Origin of the sequence: Acetobacter sp. KSO5 (assembly GCF_044094635.1) — a bacterium.
In the GTDB taxonomy this organism is placed as follows: Bacteria; Pseudomonadota; Alphaproteobacteria; order Acetobacterales; family Acetobacteraceae; genus Acetobacter; species Acetobacter cerevisiae.
Window position 1 is genome coordinate 961167 of the sequence record NZ_CP172014.1, and the last position, 20687, is coordinate 981853.

Consider the following 20687-nt stretch of genomic DNA (forward strand, 5'->3'; position numbering starts at 1 on the left):
ATCAGGAGGCCTTCCCATCAGCCGGATGGCTGCCGCGGTCGTCGTTCAAAATCAGTCGGCCCGGCCCGCGGAACTGGGCAATGCCTTCATGCTGAGACACCAGATATCCTTTTGCATCAAGCACGCCAAACGGCCCTTCCGCCCGCACCCAGCTATCGGACGCAATAATGCCCGTGCGGACATCCACATCCGCCACAGGGCTGCGCATCATAAGGCCATCATCACGATACAGGGTGACTTCTCCGGTCAGGTCAAGAATCTGTGCATGCTGCATGTAGACCCCTTTTTCCGATCGGACCAGAAGCCAGCTTCCCCCCTGGCTGAGGATATCGGCCACAGGGTTGTCCAGATCCATCCGTTCCGGGTTGGCCTGATGCGCACTGTCCGCCGTAATCATAAAGGGACGGTTATGCTCATCCAGACCACGATAGGTTGCGCCAATCAGATTGCCGCTTTCCACTTTAACCTTGGAGATTTCCTTCAGCGCTGCCTTGTTGGCGTTAATCAGCCGGTCCACTTCCGGCCAGACGGCAATGGAGCTGAGCAGCAGCAGAGCCGTGGCGGGCAGAACCCATTTGGCCCAGCGCAACAGCATCCGCCTGCGGGCCAGTTCTCCCGCATCAGGCGGCAGACGGCGGGCAATGGAGGGTGCCATACGTTCGCGCTGCTGACGAACGGTTTCTTCCGAGCGGGCAAAATCATCGCGTTGAGGCGGGCGGCCTGAGGGTTCCGTCATCCCACACCTGCCCGTAGCAGATCATGCACATGCACAACGCCCATCGGGCGGCGGTATGCATCCAGAATGAACAGGGAGGTAATGGGGCGGTCGCGTTCGTTCATCATGCGCAGCGCATCAGCAGCAAAAATGTCAGGCCCTATGGTGAGAGGGTGACGGTTCATGACATCCTTTGCCAGCGTGGTTGTCAGATCATGGTCCAGCGCGCGGCGCAGGTCACCATCCGTGATCAGCCCCGCCAGTCGGCCATTATGGTCCAGAATGCCAATGCAGCCTAGAGCCTGGCGCGTCATTTCCATAATGACATCCCGCATGGGGGTGTCTTCACGCCCCAGAGGGATGTCTGCGCCGGTGCGCATCAGTTCCTGCACGGTGCGCAGGCGGCTGCCCAGACGACCGCCCGGGTGGTAATTGCCAAAGTCGCTCGCGGTAAAGCCCCGCTGGCGCAGCAAAACCACGGCGAGTGCGTCCCCAAAGGCCAGCTGCATGAGGGTGCTGGTGGTCGGGGCCAGCCCCATCGGGCAGGCTTCCGGCATGGCGGGGAGGGTGAGCGCCACATCCGCCGCAGAGGCCAGCGTGGAATTCGCCCGACTGGTGACGGCCAGCAGCGGCAGGCCAGCCTTGCGGGTGTGGGCGGCAATGTCACCCAGTTCCGTGGTCTCACCGGAGTTGGAGAAGGCCAGAACCACATCGCCCGGCTGCACCATGCCCAGATCCCCATGGGAGGCCTCGGCAGGGTGAACAAACAGGGCGGGGGTGCCGGTGGAGCAGAGAGTGGCCTGAATTTTCCGGGCCACATGGCCGGATTTGCCAATACCGGTGACGACCACCCGGCCCGACACATGCAGCAAAATCTCCACCGCCCGCGCAAACGCGCCCCCCAGCCCGGAGGGGTCCTGCAACGCACGGTCCAGCGCATCCAGACCGGCGCGCTCGGTCTGGATAACGGTTGCGGCCTCCGTCGCGAGGCGGTCAGGCGCGTCTAAGGTGGCGTGTTCTGTCATGCGGGGCAGGCTCCGGTCCGGGCTGGATCAGGCGCGGTGAGAAAAGATATCCGGGTCTTCATAACCCAGAAGGTCAAGCCGGGCACGCGCGGGCAGGAAGTCGTAGCAGGCCTGAGCCAGTTCACGACGGCCCTCACGGTGCAGCAGCGCATCCATCTTCTGCCACAGTGCATGCAGATACAGCACATCGGAGGCGGCATAAGCCAGCTGTTCCGGCTTGAGGTCCACAGCGCCCCAGTCAGACGTTTGCTGCTGTTTGCTCATCTCAACGCCCAGCATGTCCCGGCACAGAGCGGCCAGACCGTGGCGGTCCGTAAAGGTGCGCACCAGACGGGCGGCAATTTTGGTGCAGACCACGGGGCTGACGGTAATGCCCAGCGCATGCTGGAGAATGGCGACATCAAACCGGGCAAAATGCATGATTTTGGTTACGGCGGGATCGGCCATCAGGCGTTTGAGGTTCGGGCAGTTATAGCCCTTGCCGCCGAGGGATTCCGGGATGATCTGCACCAGATGCGCCGTGCCGTCCCCTGCGGAAAGCTGCACAAGGCACAGCCGGTCCCGATGGGGGTTGAGGCCCATGGTTTCCGTATCCACGGCAACAGACCCGGTAAAGGTCAGCCCGTCGGGCAGGTCGTTGCGATGTAGAGTGATGCTGCCCTCGGAAGAGCTCCGGGATGCGTTCATGACCCGCTCCATGCCTTGTTGTTGATCAGGCTCAGACGGATACAGCCGGGATGGCGGAATGTCCATTCTGGACACCCTGCCGAGGCTTTCAGGCGATTTGATGGTGACGGTAGCGACCTCAGGACGCGGAGAGCGTGCCGTTCCGGGATTCCTGCAAGGCAAGCTGGGTCAGCCGGGCCTCATTTTTCTTCAGGAAGCGCCCCATGGCGACCATACCGCCAATGGCGGCAATGCCGATGACAATGCCAACCGGGCCAGAGACCTCGGAAATCTTGCGCCCCAGAGCATAAGTGCCCAGCGCATAACCGCCTGCCCAGCACGTGCCCCCCAGTGCATTAAACAGCATGAAGCGCGGCCAGTGCATGCGGCACGCCCCGGCCAGCACGGCCACAAATACGCGCACCACGGAAATAAACCGGCCACAGAAGACAATGGCGCTGCCGTGATGGTGGAACAGATATTGCCCCAGAATGAGCCGCTGGGAGGTCAGGCCGAAGCGTGGGCCATATTTTTCCAGCAGCGGCAGCCCGACCTTGCGGCCAATAAGATAGCCGATGTTATCGCCAATAATCGCCCCTGCCACAGCGGCAACGGCCACCCAGCCAATGGCAAGATGATGGGTCTTCAGACAATACAGCGAGGCCGTGATGATGCAGGCTTCGGCTGGCACAGGCACGCCCATGCTTTCCATCATGACAATCAGGGTGACAATGCCATAGCCGTAATGCTGAAGCAGCGTGTCCAGATGGTGCAGCAGGGGTCAGGTGTCCTTGTGCAGGAGAGTGCGACAGAACCGCACGGGGTGATGCGGACCATGCCGCAAACCTTTTGCCGGGAGAAGGCAGGCTGCGGCATGGCAGTTCTTCGGTCGTCTCGCAGAAGGAGTTAGAAGTCCTGATCGTCCTCGGGAAACTCATCATCCTGATTATCGCCAAGATAATGGTCGGCGTAGTCTGTCATTTCTTCAAGAATGTCTTCGTTTTCTTCCGCGCGCTGGCGTTGTTCTTCATCGTCTTCTTCCTGAAGCAGGGAGAGCGCATAGGCTTCATTTTCAGGCGTTTCGTCAGAGAAGTCGTCATTATCAGAGCGGAGAGGGCGGCGAGCTGGCATTTTTAAAACTCCCTTGCGAATCATCTGGTCTTTGACAGTCTTACCAGCAGGATCTTCCGGTCGCACCTTCAATTTTACAGTCTGATACTGTCTGAATTTTCAGACACTCCGTCCACCCGGTGGTGCTGCCAGACGTGCTGCCAGAACACTGCCTGCGGCCTGTTTTTTGCCGCGCACCACCGCTGTATCGAGTGCTGAGAGAAAGGCGGAGCGGTCTTTTTTGGTAAAGCTTTTCCCGCCGCCCAGCATGGTGCCGGTGGAGCGGAGGTCTTCCATCAGGTTGCGCATGGCCAGCGCCATGCCGATGGCGTTTTCATCCAGAATGCGGCCATTGGGGTTCAGCACGCAGGCCTTTTTTGCCACGCAGCGGGCAGCCAGCGGGATGTCTGATGAAATCACAATGTCATGCGCTTTGACGTGCTCTGCAATCCAGTCATCCGCCACATCCATGCCGTCAGTCACCACAATGCGCTCAATCTGCGGGGAGGCCGGGGCCGCCAGCAGGCGGTTGGAGACCACATAGGTTTTCAGACCGTGGCGTTCAGCCACCTGATAGGTTTCATCCCGCACCGGGCAGGCATCGGCGTCTATAAAAATACGTATCATGGTCTGAGTCGTAGGCCGCGTAGCTGCATGGTTGCAAGGGATACGACGGGTGGACTGCACCTGCTGCATGGTGCGTGGCGGAGCAACATGGCGGCTTGAGACGCATGATCTGCCCCGGAAGCTGCGGCAAAGGGGATAGCCCGGTGGTGGCAGTTTGCGGTAGGGAGGGGGCTGAACACGATAGCTCAAGGTTTTATATGCGCACTCCCCGTTCTGGCCGTCCGTCTCGCCGCTCGCGCGGTGCTTCTCCCGCTGGGCGCGAGGGGGCCGCACCTGCTGGCGCCTGCTGGCTGTTTGGCACCCACGCCGTGGCTGCCGCTCTGGCTAACCCGAACCGTGTGTTCCAGCGCCTGCTGGTGACGGAGCCTGAGCATCCGGCGCTCCTGGCCGCAAAAGAAGCCGGGGCCGTAATCCGTATTGAACCGGAAATTGTTCAGCGCGTCCGTCTGGATGATATGCTGGGTGAGGATGCCGTGCATCAGGGCGTGGCCGTGCTGGTCAAGGCGCTGCCTAATCTGACGCTGGAAGAAGCGCTGGAACGCCCCGGCCCCGTGCTGGTGCTGGATCAGGTGACGGACCCGCGCAATGTGGGCGCAATTCTGCGGTCTGCCGCTGCCTTTGGTGCAGCCTGCCTTGTGGTGCAGGACCGCAACGCGCCGGAAGAAACCGCCGTGCTGGCCAAGGCCGCGTCCGGTGCGCTGGAAACGGTGCCGATGGTGCGGGAAGTCAATCTCTCTCGCGCTATTGAGGCCCTGCAGAAAGGCGGCTGCTGGACAGTCGGGCTGGATGCGGGCGGTGGCCTGCTGGATGGTCCGTCCTTCAAGGGCCGCCGTGTGGCCCTCGTGCTGGGTGCGGAAGGCAAGGGCCTGCGCCGCCTGACGCGTGAAAGCTGTGATGAAATTGCCGGGCTTTACATGCCGGGTGAGATGGAAAGCCTGAACGTGTCTGTGGCCGCAGCCGTTGGGCTTTATGAGCTGGCGCGTGAACGCATGCCCAGCACATACCAGCCCCCGGCCACAAAGAAGCCCACGTAAGAGCCAATATCGGCGCCGTCCAGCCAGCGGGCGACGGGGCCGGTGTAAAGCTGGCTGTCAGAAAATAGCAGGATGGTCAGCACGGAGGTCACGGCAAAAATCGTGGCCCCATAGGTCCAGCCCGGAGGCACCGGGCGCGGCTGGCGGGTGCCGCAATACCAGTCGGCCAGCACAATGCCGATCCACGGCGCAATCCAGTACATCGTGACCAGAAGGTAATCCGTATAAAGTGCGGTGTAACGCCCGGCACCCGCCACGGCCAGCCCATAGCCCAGCAATGCGGTCAGGATGGCAGCGGCAACACGCGGCACATGCAGCCCGGCGGAAATCAGGCTGTAACTGGCTGTATTATCGTTAAACGAATTGCCGGTGATGGAAGACAGCGCAATCGCTGCCAGCGCCACAGCCCCCAGTGGTCCCATAGCCTGCTGGAGCGAGGCAATCACGGCAGTAGGCGAGGGATTGGCGACGCTCCCGGCACTAATCAGCCCCAGAATCTGGAACGGAATAGCCGAACTCAGCAACCCGGCCAGCGCCAGCCACACCACTTTTTTCGGGTTGGTATCGGCTGGCAGATAGCGCGTGTAGTCCGAAGAATAGGACGCCCAGGAGAGGTTGAAGCTGACCAGAATCCCCGTGGCCAGCAGGAAGGTGGAGAGGCTGACCGGGTGGTGGACGGCAATGGGAGCAGAGCCGCGCATGGCAAATACCACGCCCATCAGAATGAACGTCACCAGCAGCAGCCCGCCCAGATATTTCTGCACGGCCTGCACCACATGATGCCCGTAAATGGAGGCCACCATCTGCACGGAGGCCAGAACAGCGAGTGCGAACCAGAAGGGCAGGGAGACGCCCGCCAGCATCAGCAGCGCCATCAGAGCGGTGGCGGCGGGCACGTTGTTCACCGCGTCCCACCCCACACAATAAATCCAGTTGAGGAAAGCCGGAGGGCGCAAGCCCAGACGCCCCAGTGCGCGGCGGGAGGCTTCCATCTGCGTCAGGCCGGTGGCCGGACCAATGGAGGCGGCAAGGGCGACTGGCAGCGCGCCAATCAGGTTGCCCAGCAGAACCGCCAGCACCCCGGTCTTGAAGTCCAGCCCCAGACTGATGAGCAGCGCCCCCGTCACCCAGCCGCCCGGCCCCAGATTGGGGGAGAAGTGGCTCCAGAAGACTTTGTCCAGCGCCATGGTCTTCTGGTCCGCAGGCACGGGCTCCCGCACGGAGGCTTCGGAAAGATCCTCCATCAGGTGGTGCTGGGTGGAGGCAGGGCCGGAAGAGGCGGGGGGCGTTGTCATGCCGGGTCAGGTCCTGAAAAGGCGAGGCCGAAGAGGCGCGTTAAGACAGATCCGGCTCCGGCATGCTGCCAGCAGCGCCGGTTGGCTGATGATTATAATAGGCTTCGGCCAGACGGATAGGCAGAAGGTCCATAAAACGAGACCCGGCGACCAGCCAGCGCGGAAAGACAATGCGCCGTTCGTTCCGCCGCAGTCCACGCAGAATACGGCGGCTGGCATTCTCCACATCCGTCAGCCCCGGCATGGGGAAATGGTTGCGGGCCACCATGGGGGTGTTGAGGAAGCCGCAAACCACGGAGGTCATCAAAATCCCCGCCTGCTTCATATTGCCGCCCGTGGCGACCATGAAGCGGTCCACTGCCGCCTTGGAGGCACTATAGGACGGGGTACCGGGGTAGGACACAATGCCTGCCACAGAGGAAATGGCGCAGATACGCCCCCGCATTCCATCATCCGCGCGCGGCTGGCGGCGCATGATCTGCAGGGCAGGCAGCACCGTGTTCAGCACGCCCTGCACATTGGTTTCAAACATCCGGCGGATCTGCGCGTCCGGTTCATACGGTGCATCGTCCGGGGCCGGGGCACTGCGGGTGCCACCGGTAATGCCGGCGCAGGCCAGAACCATGTCCAGATGGCCGGTATTATGCACCCATTCTTCCATGCCGAGGCGGTCCGTCACGTCACAGAGTCGGATTTCTGCTGCCGCTCCGCGGGAAATGCACTGGCGGGCCGTGTCGGTCAGGCGGTCACTATTGCGCCCACCCAGAAAGAGCCTGCGGCCCGGCCGGGCCAGCGTCAGAGCCAGCGAGCGCCCCAGTCCGGATGACGCGCCGGTAATCAGAACGGTATCGTGTTTCATGTCGCCCTCTTAACCCGAGACTGTTAGAAGATCTCCCCATTATGGCACCCTGACGGCGCTTGTGGCAGAGACGCAGGGTGAGTGGTGAGTTGAGAACACGGAATAGGATGGAACGGCGGTATGTCGAACGCAGCGTCTGAACAGGGTAAGGGCATCAAACGTCGGGGTGTGTGTTTTGTCATTTCCGCGCCGTCGGGGGCGGGGAAATCGACCATTGCCAACGCGCTGCGGGCGTCTGAACCTAAGCTGCGCCATTCTGTGTCCGTCACCACGCGCCAGCCGCGCCCCGGTGAGAAGGAAGGTGTGCATTATCACTTCCGCACCATGGAGCAGTTTGAAGAGATGGCCGCCAACGGCGAGCTGCTGGAATGGGCCATTGTCTTTGGCCGGGGCTACGGTACCCCTCGCGCGCCAGTGGAAGAAGCGCTGAACGCCGGGCATGATATGGTGTTTGATATCGACTGGCAGGGCCACCAGCAGATTCGCAAGGCGCTGCCGGATGATGTGGTGAGCCTGTTTGTGCTGCCGCCCTCTCTGGTCGAACTGGAACGCCGCCTCCATTCCCGTGCCTCCGACCACCCGGATGAAATTGCCCGCCGCATGGCTGCCGCACGGGATGAAATTTCCCATTGGCGGGAGTTTGATCATGTGGTGGTCAATACAGAGCTGGACCGTGCCATCTTTGAGGCCCGCGCGCTGCTGACAGCCGGACGCCTGCTGACGCGACGGCAGACCGGGCTGGCCGATTTTGTGCAGACCTTCGGAGCCTGATGGGTATGGATTTTTCGTCAGTTTCGGTCCTCTGCCTTGGGGATGTGATGCTGGACAGGTTCCTTTACGGAACCATGGAGCGGATTTCGCCAGAAGCTCCGGTGCCGGTGCTTCTGCTGGACTCCCGGCGGGAAATGCCGGGCGGGGCAGGGAACGTCGCCAATAACGTCATTTCTCTGGGTGGCCGCGCCATTCTGGTCGGGCTGGTCGGGCAGGATGAAGCCGGGGGTGTGCTGCGGAACGCTCTGGGCAATCAGGCCCGGGTGGTGGATGCCACCGTCTGCTCGCCTTCTCGCCCTACCATCTGCAAAACGCGGTTTATTGCCGTGCATCAGCAGGTGGTCCGCGCGGATGAGGAAAGTCGTGCTCCGCTTCAGCCGGAAGAGGCCGAGGCACTGTGCCGTGCGATTGATGCGCAGATTGATCAGGTTCAGGCCGTTGTGGTGTCGGATTACGGTAAGGGCGTGTGCAGCCCCACCGTGCTGACGCATGTGTTCACCATGGCCCGCGCCCGCGGCATTCCGGTGTTTGTGGACCCCAAGACGGCGGATTACACCCAGTATCGCGGTGCGACCTGTATCACGCCGAATGCGAAGGAACTCGCTCTGGCCTCCGGCATGCCGGTGGGGACGGAAGCGCAGGCGGAACTGGCGGCCCGTACCGTCATGGCGCAGGCGGATGCCTCAGCCATTCTCGCCACGCGGTCGGAAAAAGGCATGATGCTGATCCGGCGCGACGGCCCCGTGCTGTCTGTGCCTGCCCGTGCGCGGGAAGTGTTCGATGTCTCCGGCGCAGGCGATACCGTTATCGCCACCATGGCGCTGGGGGTTGGCTCAGGCATGTCGTTCGAGCAGGCCATGCGTGTGGCCAATGCCGCAGCAGGTGTTGTGGTGGGCAAGCTGGGCACCGCTACGGCAGACATGCAGGAAGTGCAGCACGAACTGGAGGAACAGTCCGGCCCGGATGACATTCCGCATCTGCTCCCACTTTCCGCAGCCTGCGCGCAGGTGCAGCGGTGGCAGGCGCAGGGGCTGAAGGTCGGCTTTACCAATGGCTGCTTTGACATCATCCATCCCGGCCATGTCGGCCTGCTGGCCGAAGCCCGCGCAGCATGTGACCGGCTGGTGGTGGCCCTCAATACAGATGCCAGCGTCAGCCGTTTGAAAGGCCCGACGCGCCCTGTGAATTCTCTGGACTCCCGGGCCCGTGTAATGGCCGCCATCCGCTATGTGGATGCCGTGGTGTCCTTTGATGAAGATACGCCGCTGGAAACCATTCGCGCGCTGATGCCAGATGTGCTGATTAAAGGGGCGGATTATAAACCGGAGCAGGTTGTGGGGGCAGATATTGTGCAGAGCAATGGCGGGCGGCTCGTGCTGGCTAATCTGGCCGCAGGGCATTCCACAACGGCTACGATTGGACGGATTCAGGGATCATGAGTCGCACACTTCCTCCAAATCCTCTGACAGATGCACAGACAGATGGCGCACCGCTGCCGCTGGTGGCGGTGCGGGACCGGTTTTCTGACTGGCTGTTCCAGAAGGCTCTGCCCTTCTGGGCCACCACGGGGTGTGATGGTACCCCGCATGATCTGACCTTGCTGGGTGCGCAGGAATCTCTGACGCTGGAAGGAGAGCCCGCTCTGCCGCCGTTCAAGCGGGTGCGCGTGCAGGCGCGGCAGTTGTTTGCGTTCTCATGGGCGGCCTTGCAGGGGTGGGAAGAAGGTGTGTCCCGCGCCCACGGTATTTTCCGCTTCATGCTACGTGCGCGGCGCGAAGATGGCGGCTGGGTGCGGAGCCTCACGCGGGAAGGCGGTGTGAAGGACAACACGGCAGACCTGTATGACCTCGCGTTTGTGGTGTTTGCGCTGGCCTGGTACGGGCGGCTGGAAGGCTCTGGCCGGGCGGAAAAACTGGCGCGGGAAACGCTGGTCTGGATTCAGAAAAATATGGCCACGGCGGACGATGGCTTTCTGAACTGCCTGCCGGATGACGGCGCACCCCGGCAGCAGAACCCGCACATGCATCTGCTGGAAGCCGTGCTGGCGCTGTACGTCACCACAAAGCACGAGCCTGATCTTGCTCTGGCGCATACGCTGTACCGGCTGTTCCGCACGCGCTTTTTTGATCCTGTAACGGGCACGCTGGGCGAGTTCTTCACAAAAGACTGGCAGTTGGCACCCGGTGAGGCCGGGCAATGGGTTGAGCCGGGGCATCATTTTGAATGGGTCTGGCTGCTGGGTGAATATAGCCGCCTGAGTGGCGTGGATACGTCCGAACCCGCCATGCGGCTTGCCAGCTTTGCGACCCGTTTTGGTATGGTGCCGGAAACGGGCAGGGTGCGTGATGTGCTGCGGCGGGATGGCACGGTACTGCGGGGCGGCTCCCGCCTGTGGGTGCAGGGGGAAGCCCTGCGCGGTGTGCTGAGCCAGGATAAGCAGGACAGCCGGGGTATGGCGGTGCGTCTGGCGGACAATCTTCTGGACCATTATTTTACCGGCTGCCCGGTGGGAACATGGGTGGACCAGCTGGATGCGGCGGGTGCGCCTGCGGTGACAAAAATCCCGACCAGTTCCCTCTACCACATCATCACCGCGTTTGATGCGCTGGATCAGGCGGCAAAGAAGGCATGAGCATGACCCAGACCCAACCCGCGCGGCAGGAAGAAGAAACGCTTCTGTCGCTCTCCCTTCGCCATCCTCCTGCCAACCTTGAAGCAGAGCAGGCCCTTCTGGGCGCGCTGCTGACAAACAACCGGGCGTATGATCGCGTTTCGGACTTTCTGACTGGCGCGCATTTTGCCAATCAGGTGAATGGCCGCATTTATGATGCCATTGCTCGCCGGATTGAAAACGGCCAGCTGGCGGACCCCGTGACCCTGCGGGCCGAACTGGAAAATTCCGGTATCCTGAATGATGTGGGCGGCATGGCCTATCTGGCCAAGCTGCTGACCTCCATGGTCGGCATTATCAATGCCGGGGATTATGGCCGCGCCATTCATGATGCGTGGATCCGTCGCCAGTTGATTGATATTGGCGAGAACGTAGTGAACAGCGCGTTTGGTACGATCTCTGACCTGTCCGGCCCCGACCAGATTGCCGCGGGGGAAGAGGCCCTGTTCCGTCTGGCGACCGAAAAAGGGCAGGATGGCGGCTTTGTGGTGTTTGACCGCGCCCTGACCGACGCCATTAAAACAGCCGAACTGGCCTTCCGGCGGGAAGGGCATGTGTCGGGCCTGACCTCCGGCCTGCGCGACCTTGATAAGAAAACCGGTGGCCTGCATCCCTCGGATCTGATGATTCTGGCTGGTCGTCCGGCCATGGGTAAAACGGCGCTTGCGACCAAGATTGCCTTCTCTGCCGCCCGTGCGCTGATGATTGAGGCGGAAGAAAAAGGGCCGGGTGTTGAGCCGACTGGCACCGTGGCCATTTTCTCGCTGGAAATGTCGGCGGAACAGCTGGCGACCCGTATTCTGTCCGAGCAGGCGGAGGTTTCCGGTGAAAAAATCCGTCGTGGTGACATTGGCCAGAAAGAGTTTGACCGCTTTGTGCGTGTGAGCCGTGAACTGGCCCGCCTGCCGCTGGTCATTGACGATACCCCGGCCATCTCCCTTTCCGCCATGCGAACCCGCTGCCGCCGCCTGAAGCGGACGCGCGGCTTAAGCCTTGTGGTGGTCGATTACCTCCAGCTGATGCGCCCCTCCGTTGGTACCCGCCCGGAAAGTCGCGTTCTGGAAATTTCCATGATTACACAGGGCCTGAAGGCGATTGCGAAGGAACTGGAAGTGCCGGTTATCGCGCTTTCCCAGCTCTCCCGTCAGGTGGAAAGCCGCGAAGATAAACGCCCGATGCTTTCGGATTTGCGTGAATCCGGCTCGATTGAGCAGGACGCGGATTCCGTGATGTTTGTGTATCGAGACGAATACTATCTCCAGCAGCGTATGCCCAAGGAAACAGCCTTTGATTCCATGGAGAAATACTCAGCAGCACTTGATGACTGGCAGCGCAAAATGAGCCTCGTGCATAACAAGGCCGAACTCATTCTGGAAAAACAGCGTCATGGCCCCACCGGCGTCGTGCATCTGTTCTTTGAAGGCGAATACACACGCTTTGCCGATCTAGATATGGTGCATGAGGAACCGCATCACTAAGGGCTGTTCTGCACTCTGTCAGTGAAAAACCAGAGTGCAGAAAACCAGTTTTCAGGCTGACCCATGATAGGATGGGGCAGCCTGAACTGTTTTTGGATGGTGTGTGTCAGTTCGCTTTTGCGGGCGTTACACACGCAAAACTCGCCGCATCGTCCATGCTGCCTTTACCATCATAGCGGGCGACGGCGGGCCAGGCGCAAAGGGTGCGGGTGCGGGTCACTTTGCCGTCTTCCACGCGGGCGGCAATCAGTTTGTCCGGGGCGGTCTGGTTGCTTGCCCAGTTATCAATCGCGCCCAGTTTGCTAAATGTGTCACACCCGGCCCCCCCATAACAGTGGCCCATGCCGGGGATGGTGATCAGACGCATGGCATCCTTTGCGCTGCCACCAGCATTTTTCATCACAGCCTGATAATAGTCTGCCAGCTGTTCCGGGTTGTGCCCGTCATTCCAGCCAATATACATCAGCAATTTGCCACCATGCCGGAAGAACGGGGTCAGGTTGTCATCCACATGGAGCAGCGGGCCGACGGCCTGCGTGGCTTTGGCAATATCGGTGTCCCAGTTCAGGGTCGTCCAGTCCCAGTTCGGGTTCTGGAATGCTGCATATTTGAAAAGATCAAGTGCTACAGGGAAGGCTTTGCCGTCCGCAGAAAAACCGTCCTCGCTGCCTTTGGCCGGGCCGGGGAAAAGAACCTGATGCGTGCGCGGGTTGACTGGTCCCTGATAAATCTGTTCAGCAGACTGCACTTCAGACGCCGTCAGGCAGCTGGAAGTGTCCGCGCCCTTGCAGAGCAGGTCTTTGGGTTCAAAATGGCAGGCGTCAGGTTCATCCAGAAAACCCTGCTTTTTGCCAACGGGCGTTGCGCAGGCGTTCATCACAGCCTTGTTCAAAAGCTGGAATTTCTCGCGCGGCACACCCAGGGCGGGGTTATGGTAGCTCATCCACCCGGCCCAGAGCTGCTCGGCGTTGAAATTCACAATCGGGTTGGGCGGTGCGCCTACAACAATGCCGTCATAATCCTCGGGGAAGCGTTTGGCTTCAATCAGCCCCTCAAGGCCGCCCAGCGAGCAGCCAATCCAGTAGGCATGGCTGGCGTTCTGCCCGTAGAAACTATGGATCAGCGTTTTGGCGGTAGTGGTCATCAGGTGGTCAGCGCGGTAGGCGTAATCCACCATTTTTTCCGGATGGCCGAGGGTGAAGAGGCCGCCCTGGCCTTCCGGTGTGCTGCTGTCATGCCCGGTATCCGTGCTGGCCACGGCATAGCCTTCGCTCACGCCGGTTTCCATGCCCTGATACATCAGTGAGCCTGCCCAGCCGAAATTTCCAACGCCCAGAAAACGCCCATTCCAGCCCTTCAGCGGCATCCAGACTTCAATGCGGATGGCAGAGTCAGACGAGGGATGTAGCGTTGCGGCAACCCGGCAGAAGGCCGGAGTGCTGCCGCGTGTAGGTTTGCCCGCCACATTCATGCCGGGTGCTGACATAATGCGCGTCAGCTGCGTCTGGGGGGCCTGCCATTGCCCGGCTTCCACCGTCTGCACGGTTGTAAACGTGGTATCGGGCAAGGCCTGCCGGGCCAGATCGGCGCAGCTGGTGGCGTGGGCGTTTGTGGGGCGAAGGAGGGGGGCGGAGACTGCCAGAACAGCTGCCGCCAGACACAGTGTTTGTGTGCGGTGGGCCAGAACAGGCTTCAGAGAAGCACGGAAAGGCATGGAAAGCTCCTGTTATTAAGAGACTGAACTCTACGCCTGACAGACCATAGGGGAAGCACCTTGATCCCGCCAGAATTGGAAGGCAGTCTGTGCAGCACAGAAGAGTTGTTAAAATTGCCCGGCTGCGGGCGCGGAGTGCGTTTCATGCAAAAGACTTTTGTTGTGGCGGCAGGATTGCTGCTGGCTGCACCTTCTCTCGCGGCTCAGATGGTGCAGCCAGCCGTTGCGGCCTCCACTGAGGAGGAGGGACCTGTGCAGCAGACACAAAAGGGCGTGGCCGCGGCGCAGGCCTTTCTCGCTACGTTCGATGCACAGGGGAAAGCCACGGTGCAGTTTCCGTTTGTGGCGCAAAAGTCTGCTGTGCTGGCGCGCTTCCGTCGCACAACACCGGGTGGCCCGGCTGAACCGGTGACGAGCGCCAACGCAAATGCTCCCGTAGCGCGCGGACCGGGCATGGGGCCGCCGGGTGGTTTTCTTGGTGAGCAATACGGCAAGGCCATGTGGTCCAACTTCCCGGTAAGCGACGTGCCGCGCCCTGGCCGCCAGATGGGCAGCCTGACGGAGCCGCAACGCGCGGCGGCCATGGCACTTCTGAAAACCCTTTTGAGCGAGAAAGGGTTTCAGAAAGTGCAGGACATCATGGGGTCGGATCAGGCTTTGACGGATGCAGGCACAAATTTTGCCTCCGGGAAAGCTGTTTACACCATCGCTGTTTTTGGGGAACCGAGTGCCACAACGCCGTGGATGGTGCAGTTTGGTGGCCATCATCTGGGCCTGAATATTGTGATTGATGGCGCACATGGCGTGATGACGCCCACTCTGACGGGCGCGCAGCCTGCTGTGTATCAGGCCGGTGGCAAGACCGTGCGTGTTCTGGCTGGCGAGAATGACAAGGCTTTTGCCCTGCTGGACGCGCTGACGCCCGCCCAGCGCAAACAGGCCATTCTACCGTACAAGGTGGAGGATCTGGTGATGGGGCCGGGGCATGATGGCGAAACCATTGTGCCGGAAGGGCTGAAAGGTTCGGCCATGACGCCTGCGCAGAAAACGCTGCTGCTGGATGTGATTAGTGAATGGGCTGGCATTATCAATCCGGTTTATGCCGCCCCGCGCCTGAAAGAAATTGAGAGTGATCTCAATGAAACATGGTTTGCATGGAGCGGCCCGACCACCCATGCGCCGGACCGTAACGGCTCCTCGTATTACCGTATTCAGGGACCGCATCTGGTTATTGAGTTTTCTCCGCAGGGTGTGGGGGGTGACCCGACCCTGCATGTGCATACGGTCTATCGGGACCCGACGAACAGTTACGGCAGCCGGTTTACCGTCAAATGAGTGTGCGCATGACCTTACCCAAAGCAGCATTTATTGGCGGGCTGGTGTGTCTGGCTGGCGTTCATCAGGCCTCGGCCCATCGGCTGGATGAATATTTGCAGGCCACAACTGTAGATCTGGCGCGGGAGGGCGTGACGCTCCGCCTGCGCCTGACACCCGGCGTGGATGTGGCGGGGCGGGTGATCCCGCAAATTGACCGGAATGGGGATGGCGTGATTTCGGCGGAGGAGCAGCAGGCTTACGCGGTCCGCATTGTTCAGTCTCTGAGTGTTACGCTGAACGGAAAGCCGGTTGCCTTGCAGGCAGTATCAGCCAGCTTTCCCACGCTCTCTGCCATAAAAGGCGGGGAGGGGGTGATTGCTCTCCAGTTTTCTGTGCCGCGCGTTTTGCAAAAAGGTGCTTATCATCTGGCCTATACCAATCACGGGGCCGGAGCAGATACGGTGTATCTGGTGAACTGCCTGCAACCGCAAGACCCGGGCATTCAGGTGCAGGGGCAAAAACGCTCAGCGGATCAGGCGTCTTATCAGCTTGACTTTGTTGTGACGCAGTAGGGCTGTTTAAAAACTCTGTCAGGCTGGTCAGCCGGGCCTTTTCATCCGACTGAGGCGCATCAGTCTGAGGCGTCGGATACCGATAATGACGCCTGACAGAAACACGCACAGTACGCCACTCAGGAGCGGCAAGGCTATGCCCCAATGTGTGGGGGCGTCACGCAACCATGGCCAGAAATCGAGATCGTGAAACCCGTAAACCAGCCAGCGCGACTGGCGAGCGGGCTGATCCAGCATGGTCAGCACCGCGCCGGATTGTGCGTCCAGATAGATCAAGGTGCCGTCTGCGGCCTGCGCACGCCAGACGGGAAAATGCCGTTTATGCGTGGGGCGGCTGAAGTAATAGGCGTCTGCGCTGGTGAGGAAGGTCAGGCTCTCTGCTGTTTTGAGCAAGCCTGCAGGACGTAGAAACTGGACAAGTTGCTCTTTGGTGAAAGGGGCGGGGGCGAGTGTTTCGTCCAGTCTTTGAAAGCCCGAGTTTTTCTGGGCTTGCAGGAAAACATGCCCGTCCAGCAAGCTGCTTTTTGCGCCGGTCCAGCCGGTAGGGGCTGTGGTATCAAGCCGGGAAAGCAGAGCCTGAATCTCTGCACCCGTCACGGTGCCGGTCACGCGCAACGGGTTCACGGCGTCCGGTTTGCTGTGGAACAGGCCGCCCGGTGACATGCTGAGTAGTCCGGTTGTCACCCAGAGCAGGGCCAGCACGCCAAACACCGTGCCACTGACATGATGAACACAATGCCACCCCCGGTAAGGCGTAAAAGGGGACCTGCGCCGGAGCCGCAGAACGCCAATCCACAACCCGGTAACCGTCAGAAAAACGCCTGTGCCAGCCAGCACAATCACGACCTGCTGCCAGAGAATGGGATGTTTGCGCAGCACTGCCGGATAGAGCCAGTGCGGGATAGCGCCAACCCATGCCCATACGCGGGTCGTGCGGGTTGTGGCCTGCATGACGTCGCCTGTCAGAGAGGACACGTAAACCTGCGTGTGGTGAATGTCCGGGAAGAGAAAACGATAAAATCCATGTTCCCGGCCATGAGTATCCAGAACCCACTGGTCGTCCGTGGTGAGGCCATCAAACACTGGCTGACCTTGCGCGCCAGTCGCGCGGGCATAGCGTAGGGCGCTGGTAGCGGCGTCTGCCGGGGGAATGCGGCCCGCAAGGCCTGTGCGCAGATCAAGCGCAAAGGGCGGCCCGTTTTCCGGGGTGAGCGTCAGAACGGGTTCCTGCCCAACCATGCTGATCTGGAACGCCTGAAAGCGTTTGTCCCTGTCGAGGTCGCGTAAATTCGGAAGGTGTGCAGGCCACTGGATTTCTGCCGGAACATGGGCAAGGGCACGGTCATCCGGCTGGGGCCATGTGTGCCAGAGCATGACAATGCCGGACGCGCACCAGCCTGCCATCAGCAGCCCCATGCCAAGCCCCAGCCATCTGTGTGTCAGATAAAGCGCTCTGCGGAGTGCCTTCATGCCGGGGCGTTATACAAAGCCATGGCGGCGGCCTGTGCGCCGCGTGCCCAATGCACGGCCACATAGGCCTGCACAATCTGCTGTGCGGCCTCGGGTGCCATATCCAGCGTGAGAGAAGGCATGGTTTCGAGATACTCAGTGGCCGTTAGCAGAAGGGGGCGAAAAGCCTCTTCCAGCATGGCCCCGCGTTCCCGGTGTGTTGGGGGCAGGCTGGGTGTCAGTTTCAGGAAAAGCGCGTGGCCGTTGCGTGCAATAACGTCTTCCTGCTCCGGGGGCGGTAGCAAAGCCAGACGGGCAGCCTGCAGGGCATGGAAACGGGGCGGGCATGTGCGCAGCAGTCTGGCAAAAGCCGGGTGATAAGCCTCAGCCGTCCGATATGGACGCGGCAAAGAGGAAAGGGGCGAGAACGGTCTCACGGTTTTTACTCCTGCCTTCCGGTACATCCCGCCCGGCGGCACGGTCCTGAACGACAACAGCAGGTCTCCTGGCTCGCGGATACGCATCTGAGCCTTACCTTCCCGGTTGTTCACCAGTGGCCTGCCGCGTGGCAGAAAAGGCCCAGACATACCGCCTACAGTTGCGGGAGCAGCGACCGACTGAGCCGTGCTTAACGGCCTACGGTCTTCCCTTTTAACCCGCTTGCGCGGGGCTGTTGACTGATGCGGGCAGAGTGTACGCAAACCCGGTTTTTCGCAACAGCAGGAATTAGGGGTCGTTTTTTATCATGCGTGTAGCCGCAGTTTCGTTGACAAGCTTTTGCGGAGCATGTTTACGCTGCACCCAGCTATGGTGCCTTCAGGCTGTGTGTGCGGTCGGAGGGCTAAGAGGGAAATCGGTTCAAGCCGATGCTGCCCCCGCAACTGTAAGCTGAGAGGATTTGCGGCATCCATGCCACTCCCCGTGTGGGACATGGGGGGGAAGGCCGCTGCGAGATCCGAAGACCAGCGAGCCAGGAGACCTGCCATTGCCCGAAAGTCACGGACGGAGCTGCCATACGGGGTGATGTGGCGGCGAGGCACGGTTTGCTCAGTGCTTCCACCGCGGTGACGTTTTTTGGAGCGAACCCCGTGCGTCCACTCTCTTACGCCCTCAGTCTCCTGCTGGGCCTGAATTCCGTTTCCATCGCCTATGCGGCAACACCCGAGGGATCGGGAAATCCTGATGCCAGACCTTTGAAAAAAAACAGAGGTCCTCAGCATAAAAAGCAGGAAACCCCTGTGCCCGCCATGACGGCGGCAGGCGCGGAATATATTACGGCTTACGGCAAGACAGCGCCGCTTCAGGCCGTGCCAGCCGTCGGTGGCAAACTGGGACTTTCCATCCAGCACACACCGGGCACCATTAATGTCGTGTCCCATGATCTGATGATGCAGCGTGGCTATGCGCAGGCCGAGGCGGCAGCAGACAGCGCCCCCGGTGTTTCGTCCGGTGGGTCTCCGGGTAGCCCGGCGCAGCTGATGATGCGCGGTTTTACCGGGAACCAGATCTTGGTGCTGCATGACGGCCAGTATTTTGGCCCCACCACAATGATCAACCGGCCCCAGAACAGCTTCAATCTGGAAAGTGTGCAGGTGCTCAAAGGCCCGTCCTCCGTGCTGTATGGGCAGGGGGCGGTGGGCGGCACGGTGGATATGCGCACCCGAAACCCGACCTTTGATGGCCCCCATGCCAATGCGCTTATCTCCTATGGCAGTTTCAATACATGGAATGCGGGCATAGGTGGCTCTGTCCCCATTACGCAAACGCTGGCGTTGCGCACGGACTTCAGCCGTACCTCCTCCGACGGGTTTGTAAAAGGGGCTGATCCGCACTCGGATGATTTCACCACCACCCTGCTCTGGAAGCCGACATCCAAATTCACTGCCCGGCTGAGCATGGATTATCTGACTGACCGGTTGTCCACCTATTACGGTACACCGCTGGTGGATCTTTCCCAGACGGGCGGGCGTGTAGGCGGTCTGCTGAGTTCCCGTAAGGGGCTGGGCATTACCCGTGCATCCCTCTGGCGGTATTATAACGTGCGGGATGGTAAGGCCGGGTCCGTCAACGCCACGCCCACTTTGCATCTGGATTGGCGGGTGAACAGCCATGTTCTGTTTCATAACAGCAGCTACTTCATTTATTCCAAACGGCGCTGGAATAATGCGGAAAGCCTGACCTACCTCAACAGCCCCGGCAGCACGGATGCCGCAGGCAATGCCATTGCGCCGGGGCGTATCGGGCGAGACCGGTTTTATGTGTATCAGAACCAGCATCAGGTTGGGGATACGCTGCACGCGCAGTTTGATTTTTCCATCTTCGGTATGAAGAACCGTTTTGTGCTGGGTGGGGATGCCTATTATCTGCGCTTTATCCGCAACCGTGGTTTTCCTTCGGCGGATTATGCGGACAGTGTGTCTCTCGCCAGCCCGGAATCCACGCCGCTTGGGTCTTTTGCGGGGGAATATCCCTTCATGAAATCTCCCACCACGATGGTGCAGGCAGGGCTGTTTTTGGAAGACGTTCTGACCATTCGGGATAATCTGCGGCTGGTGGGCGGTTTCCGGTATGACTGGCTTTCGCTCGACCGGCAGAACTACACGCAGGCCGGGCAGTTTAACGCGGCTACAAGTTTCAAAGGCCATTATAACCCGGATAATTTCCGCATCGGGCCAGTGTTCGATATTACGAAAAACATCAGCGTGTATGGGGTTTATACGACGGGGGAAGATCCGCCGGGTTCCAACCTGTTTCTGGTTAATCGGGGGCAGTTCACCCGCCTCAGCCACTCCCGGCAGGGCGAAATTGGCGTAAAAGCTAGCCTTTGGGATGGGCGCTTCACCACCACGCTGGCGCTGTATGACATCAGGCGGACCCGTATGCTGGTTGCAACCGGGCCGGATACGGTAGCGACCGCCGGTGTGCAGAAATCGCGTGGGGTGGAATGGCAGGGTGATCTGACACTCAACCGGCACTGGAGCCTGTCGGGCAACGTGGCCTACACCTATTCCCGCTACGGCTCATTTCATCCCAGCGCCTCGGTCGATGCATCGGGCAATCAGGTGCCAGATGTGCCTGCTGTCACGGCCAATCTGTGGGCTATCTGGTCCCGCGTGGGGGAGCTTCCGCTCGATCTGGGGGCGGGGATGCGCTACGTGTCCGCCCGAAAAGGAGATTATGCGAATACGCTGTCTCTGAAGGATTATGCGCTGGTCAATGTTTTTGCAGGCTGGCATGCCTATAAAAACATTACGGTCTATGGCCGCATCGACAATATTGGCAACAAGCACTTCATCCAGTGGGCGGACACCAGCTACCCGAGTGAGGTAATGCTCGGTGCGCCCCGGTCCTTCTCCATCAGTGCGCAGGCGGATTTCTAAAAAG

The 20687-nt window shown here is 60.6% G+C and carries 19 protein-coding genes and 2 riboswitches; of the genes, 8 read left to right on the plus strand and 11 right to left on the minus strand.

Going from position 1 to position 20687, the window contains the following annotated elements; genetic code table 11:
* Position 1: 1 nt before the first annotated feature.
* The 6 genes from lptC to ACHQGU_RS04445 form a co-directional block, all read right to left on the minus strand.
* Positions 2-736: an LPS export ABC transporter periplasmic protein LptC gene (gene lptC / locus ACHQGU_RS04420; protein WP_062140547.1), complete on the minus strand. Its 735-nt coding sequence runs from the start codon at positions 734-736 to the stop codon at positions 2-4.
* The gene (locus tag ACHQGU_RS04425) at positions 733-1740 is read right to left on the minus strand and encodes an SIS domain-containing protein (protein WP_395495994.1); all 1008 of its coding nucleotides are present in this window, start codon (positions 1738-1740) and stop codon (positions 733-735) included. Before ACHQGU_RS04425 ends, lptC begins: the two co-directional genes overlap by 4 nt.
* A gap of 27 nt (positions 1741-1767) precedes the next feature.
* Positions 1768-2427 (minus strand): ribonuclease D, encoded by a 660-nt coding sequence (locus tag ACHQGU_RS04430; RefSeq protein WP_062140888.1) that lies wholly within the window; start codon positions 2425-2427, stop codon positions 1768-1770.
* Positions 2428-2545: 118 nt separating this feature from the next.
* Positions 2546-3121 (minus strand): DedA family protein, encoded by a 576-nt coding sequence (locus ACHQGU_RS04435; RefSeq protein ID WP_062250283.1) that lies wholly within the window; start codon positions 3119-3121, stop codon positions 2546-2548.
* A gap of 191 nt (positions 3122-3312) precedes the next feature.
* Positions 3313-3609 carry a hypothetical protein gene (locus tag ACHQGU_RS04440; RefSeq protein WP_395495995.1) on the minus strand — a complete coding sequence of 99 codons (297 nt, stop codon included), beginning with the start codon at positions 3607-3609 and terminating at the stop codon, positions 3313-3315.
* A gap of 27 nt (positions 3610-3636) precedes the next feature.
* Complete coding sequence (locus ACHQGU_RS04445) at positions 3637-4143, minus strand: YaiI/YqxD family protein (protein WP_043553147.1); 507 nt, start codon at positions 4141-4143, stop codon at positions 3637-3639.
* A gap of 197 nt (positions 4144-4340) precedes the next feature.
* On the opposite strand from ACHQGU_RS04445, the gene rlmB reads away from it, so the two are divergent.
* The gene (gene rlmB, locus ACHQGU_RS04450; RefSeq protein ID WP_395495996.1) at positions 4341-5177 is read left to right on the plus strand and encodes a 23S rRNA (guanosine(2251)-2'-O)-methyltransferase RlmB; all 837 of its coding nucleotides are present in this window, start codon (positions 4341-4343) and stop codon (positions 5175-5177) included.
* On the opposite strand, the gene ACHQGU_RS04455 is transcribed toward rlmB, so the two are convergent.
* Together ACHQGU_RS04455 and ACHQGU_RS04460 are read right to left on the minus strand one after the other, a co-directional pair.
* The gene (locus ACHQGU_RS04455; protein WP_395495997.1) at positions 5111-6472 is read right to left on the minus strand and encodes a purine-cytosine permease family protein; all 1362 of its coding nucleotides are present in this window, start codon (positions 6470-6472) and stop codon (positions 5111-5113) included. The two genes, rlmB and ACHQGU_RS04455, sit on opposite strands and share 67 nt — an antisense overlap.
* Before the next feature lie 40 nt (positions 6473-6512).
* Positions 6513-7331, minus strand: coding sequence for an SDR family oxidoreductase (locus ACHQGU_RS04460; protein ID WP_062140560.1), 819 nt, complete (start codon positions 7329-7331; stop codon positions 6513-6515).
* Positions 7332-7451: 120 nt separating this feature from the next.
* Between ACHQGU_RS04460 and gmk the strand changes: the two genes are divergently transcribed.
* The 4 genes from gmk to ACHQGU_RS04480 are packed head-to-tail and all read left to right on the plus strand — an operon-like array spanning position 7452 to position 12251.
* Entirely contained in the window at positions 7452-8102 is a 651-nt protein-coding gene (gmk, locus tag ACHQGU_RS04465) for a guanylate kinase (protein ID WP_395495998.1), read from the plus strand.
* A gap of 5 nt (positions 8103-8107) precedes the next feature.
* On the plus strand, positions 8108-9541 hold the full coding sequence (rfaE1, locus tag ACHQGU_RS04470; protein ID WP_395495999.1) for a D-glycero-beta-D-manno-heptose-7-phosphate kinase: 1434 nt from the start codon (positions 8108-8110) through the stop codon (positions 9539-9541).
* A complete protein-coding gene (locus ACHQGU_RS04475) occupies positions 9538-10734 on the plus strand; it encodes an AGE family epimerase/isomerase (protein WP_395496000.1) in 1197 nt (398 codons plus the stop codon). The genes rfaE1 and ACHQGU_RS04475 overlap by 4 nt, the downstream gene beginning before the upstream one ends.
* Positions 10731-12251: a replicative DNA helicase gene (locus ACHQGU_RS04480; protein ID WP_062140566.1), complete on the plus strand. Its 1521-nt coding sequence runs from the start codon at positions 10731-10733 to the stop codon at positions 12249-12251. Before ACHQGU_RS04475 ends, ACHQGU_RS04480 begins: the two co-directional genes overlap by 4 nt.
* Before the next feature lie 106 nt (positions 12252-12357).
* Here ACHQGU_RS04480 and ACHQGU_RS04485 read toward each other — a convergent pair whose 3' ends face one another.
* A complete protein-coding gene (locus ACHQGU_RS04485) occupies positions 12358-13965 on the minus strand; it encodes a tannase/feruloyl esterase family alpha/beta hydrolase (protein WP_395496001.1) in 1608 nt (535 codons plus the stop codon).
* A gap of 144 nt (positions 13966-14109) precedes the next feature.
* On the opposite strand from ACHQGU_RS04485, the gene ACHQGU_RS04490 reads away from it, so the two are divergent.
* Both ACHQGU_RS04490 and ACHQGU_RS04495 read left to right on the plus strand, forming a co-directional pair.
* A complete protein-coding gene (locus tag ACHQGU_RS04490; protein ID WP_253559675.1) occupies positions 14110-15300 on the plus strand; it encodes a DUF3500 domain-containing protein in 1191 nt (396 codons plus the stop codon).
* An 8-nt stretch (positions 15301-15308) separates the two neighbouring features.
* Positions 15309-15854, plus strand: coding sequence for a hypothetical protein (locus ACHQGU_RS04495; protein WP_395496002.1), 546 nt, complete (start codon positions 15309-15311; stop codon positions 15852-15854).
* Between the two features lie 27 nt (positions 15855-15881).
* Here the strand turns inward: ACHQGU_RS04495 and ACHQGU_RS04500 are convergent, their stop codons facing one another.
* Entirely contained in the window at positions 15882-17324 is a 1443-nt protein-coding gene (locus tag ACHQGU_RS04500) for a hypothetical protein (protein WP_395496003.1), read from the minus strand.
* Positions 17321-17740 (minus strand): hypothetical protein, encoded by a 420-nt coding sequence (locus ACHQGU_RS04505; RefSeq protein ID WP_395496004.1) that lies wholly within the window; start codon positions 17738-17740, stop codon positions 17321-17323. The genes ACHQGU_RS04500 and ACHQGU_RS04505 overlap by 4 nt, the downstream gene beginning before the upstream one ends.
* 40 nt (positions 17741-17780) lie before the next feature.
* A riboswitch (cobalamin riboswitch) is annotated at positions 17781-17993 on the minus strand.
* Between the two features lie 101 nt (positions 17994-18094).
* Positions 18095-18305: riboswitch (cobalamin riboswitch) on the plus strand.
* Positions 18306-18550: 245 nt separating this feature from the next.
* Between ACHQGU_RS04505 and ACHQGU_RS04510 the strand changes: the two genes are divergently transcribed.
* Positions 18551-20683, plus strand: coding sequence for a TonB-dependent receptor (locus tag ACHQGU_RS04510; RefSeq protein ID WP_395496378.1), 2133 nt, complete (start codon positions 18551-18553; stop codon positions 20681-20683).
* Positions 20684-20687: the final 4 nt, after the last annotated feature.

Coding starts and splice junctions, on each gene's coding strand:
- ACHQGU_RS04485 (WP_395496001.1), bottom strand. CDS start 13,965: ATGCCTTTCCGTGCTTCTCTGAAGCCTGTTCTGGCCCACCGCACACAA.
- rlmB (WP_395495996.1), top strand. CDS start 4,341: ATGCGCACTCCCCGTTCTGGCCGTCCGTCTCGCCGCTCGCGCGGTGCT.
- ACHQGU_RS04500 (WP_395496003.1), bottom strand. CDS start 17,324: ATGAAGGCACTCCGCAGAGCGCTTTATCTGACACACAGATGGCTGGGG.
- ACHQGU_RS04475 (WP_395496000.1), top strand. CDS start 9,538: ATGAGTCGCACACTTCCTCCAAATCCTCTGACAGATGCACAGACAGAT.
- ACHQGU_RS04425 (WP_395495994.1), bottom strand. CDS start 1,740: ATGACAGAACACGCCACCTTAGACGCGCCTGACCGCCTCGCGACGGAG.
- ACHQGU_RS04495 (WP_395496002.1), top strand. CDS start 15,309: ATGACCTTACCCAAAGCAGCATTTATTGGCGGGCTGGTGTGTCTGGCT.
- ACHQGU_RS04435 (WP_062250283.1), bottom strand. CDS start 3,121: ATGATGGAAAGCATGGGCGTGCCTGTGCCAGCCGAAGCCTGCATCATC.
- ACHQGU_RS04510 (WP_395496378.1), top strand. CDS start 18,551: ATGACGGCGGCAGGCGCGGAATATATTACGGCTTACGGCAAGACAGCG.
- rfaE1 (WP_395495999.1), top strand. CDS start 8,108: ATGGATTTTTCGTCAGTTTCGGTCCTCTGCCTTGGGGATGTGATGCTG.
- ACHQGU_RS04445 (WP_043553147.1), bottom strand. CDS start 4,143: ATGATACGTATTTTTATAGACGCCGATGCCTGCCCGGTGCGGGATGAA.
- ACHQGU_RS04480 (WP_062140566.1), top strand. CDS start 10,731: ATGAGCATGACCCAGACCCAACCCGCGCGGCAGGAAGAAGAAACGCTT.
- ACHQGU_RS04430 (WP_062140888.1), bottom strand. CDS start 2,427: ATGAACGCATCCCGGAGCTCTTCCGAGGGCAGCATCACTCTACATCGC.
- ACHQGU_RS04490 (WP_253559675.1), top strand. CDS start 14,110: ATGCAAAAGACTTTTGTTGTGGCGGCAGGATTGCTGCTGGCTGCACCT.
- ACHQGU_RS04455 (WP_395495997.1), bottom strand. CDS start 6,472: ATGACAACGCCCCCCGCCTCTTCCGGCCCTGCCTCCACCCAGCACCAC.
- lptC (WP_062140547.1), bottom strand. CDS start 736: ATGACGGAACCCTCAGGCCGCCCGCCTCAACGCGATGATTTTGCCCGC.
- gmk (WP_395495998.1), top strand. CDS start 7,452: ATGTCGAACGCAGCGTCTGAACAGGGTAAGGGCATCAAACGTCGGGGT.
- ACHQGU_RS04460 (WP_062140560.1), bottom strand. CDS start 7,331: ATGAAACACGATACCGTTCTGATTACCGGCGCGTCATCCGGACTGGGG.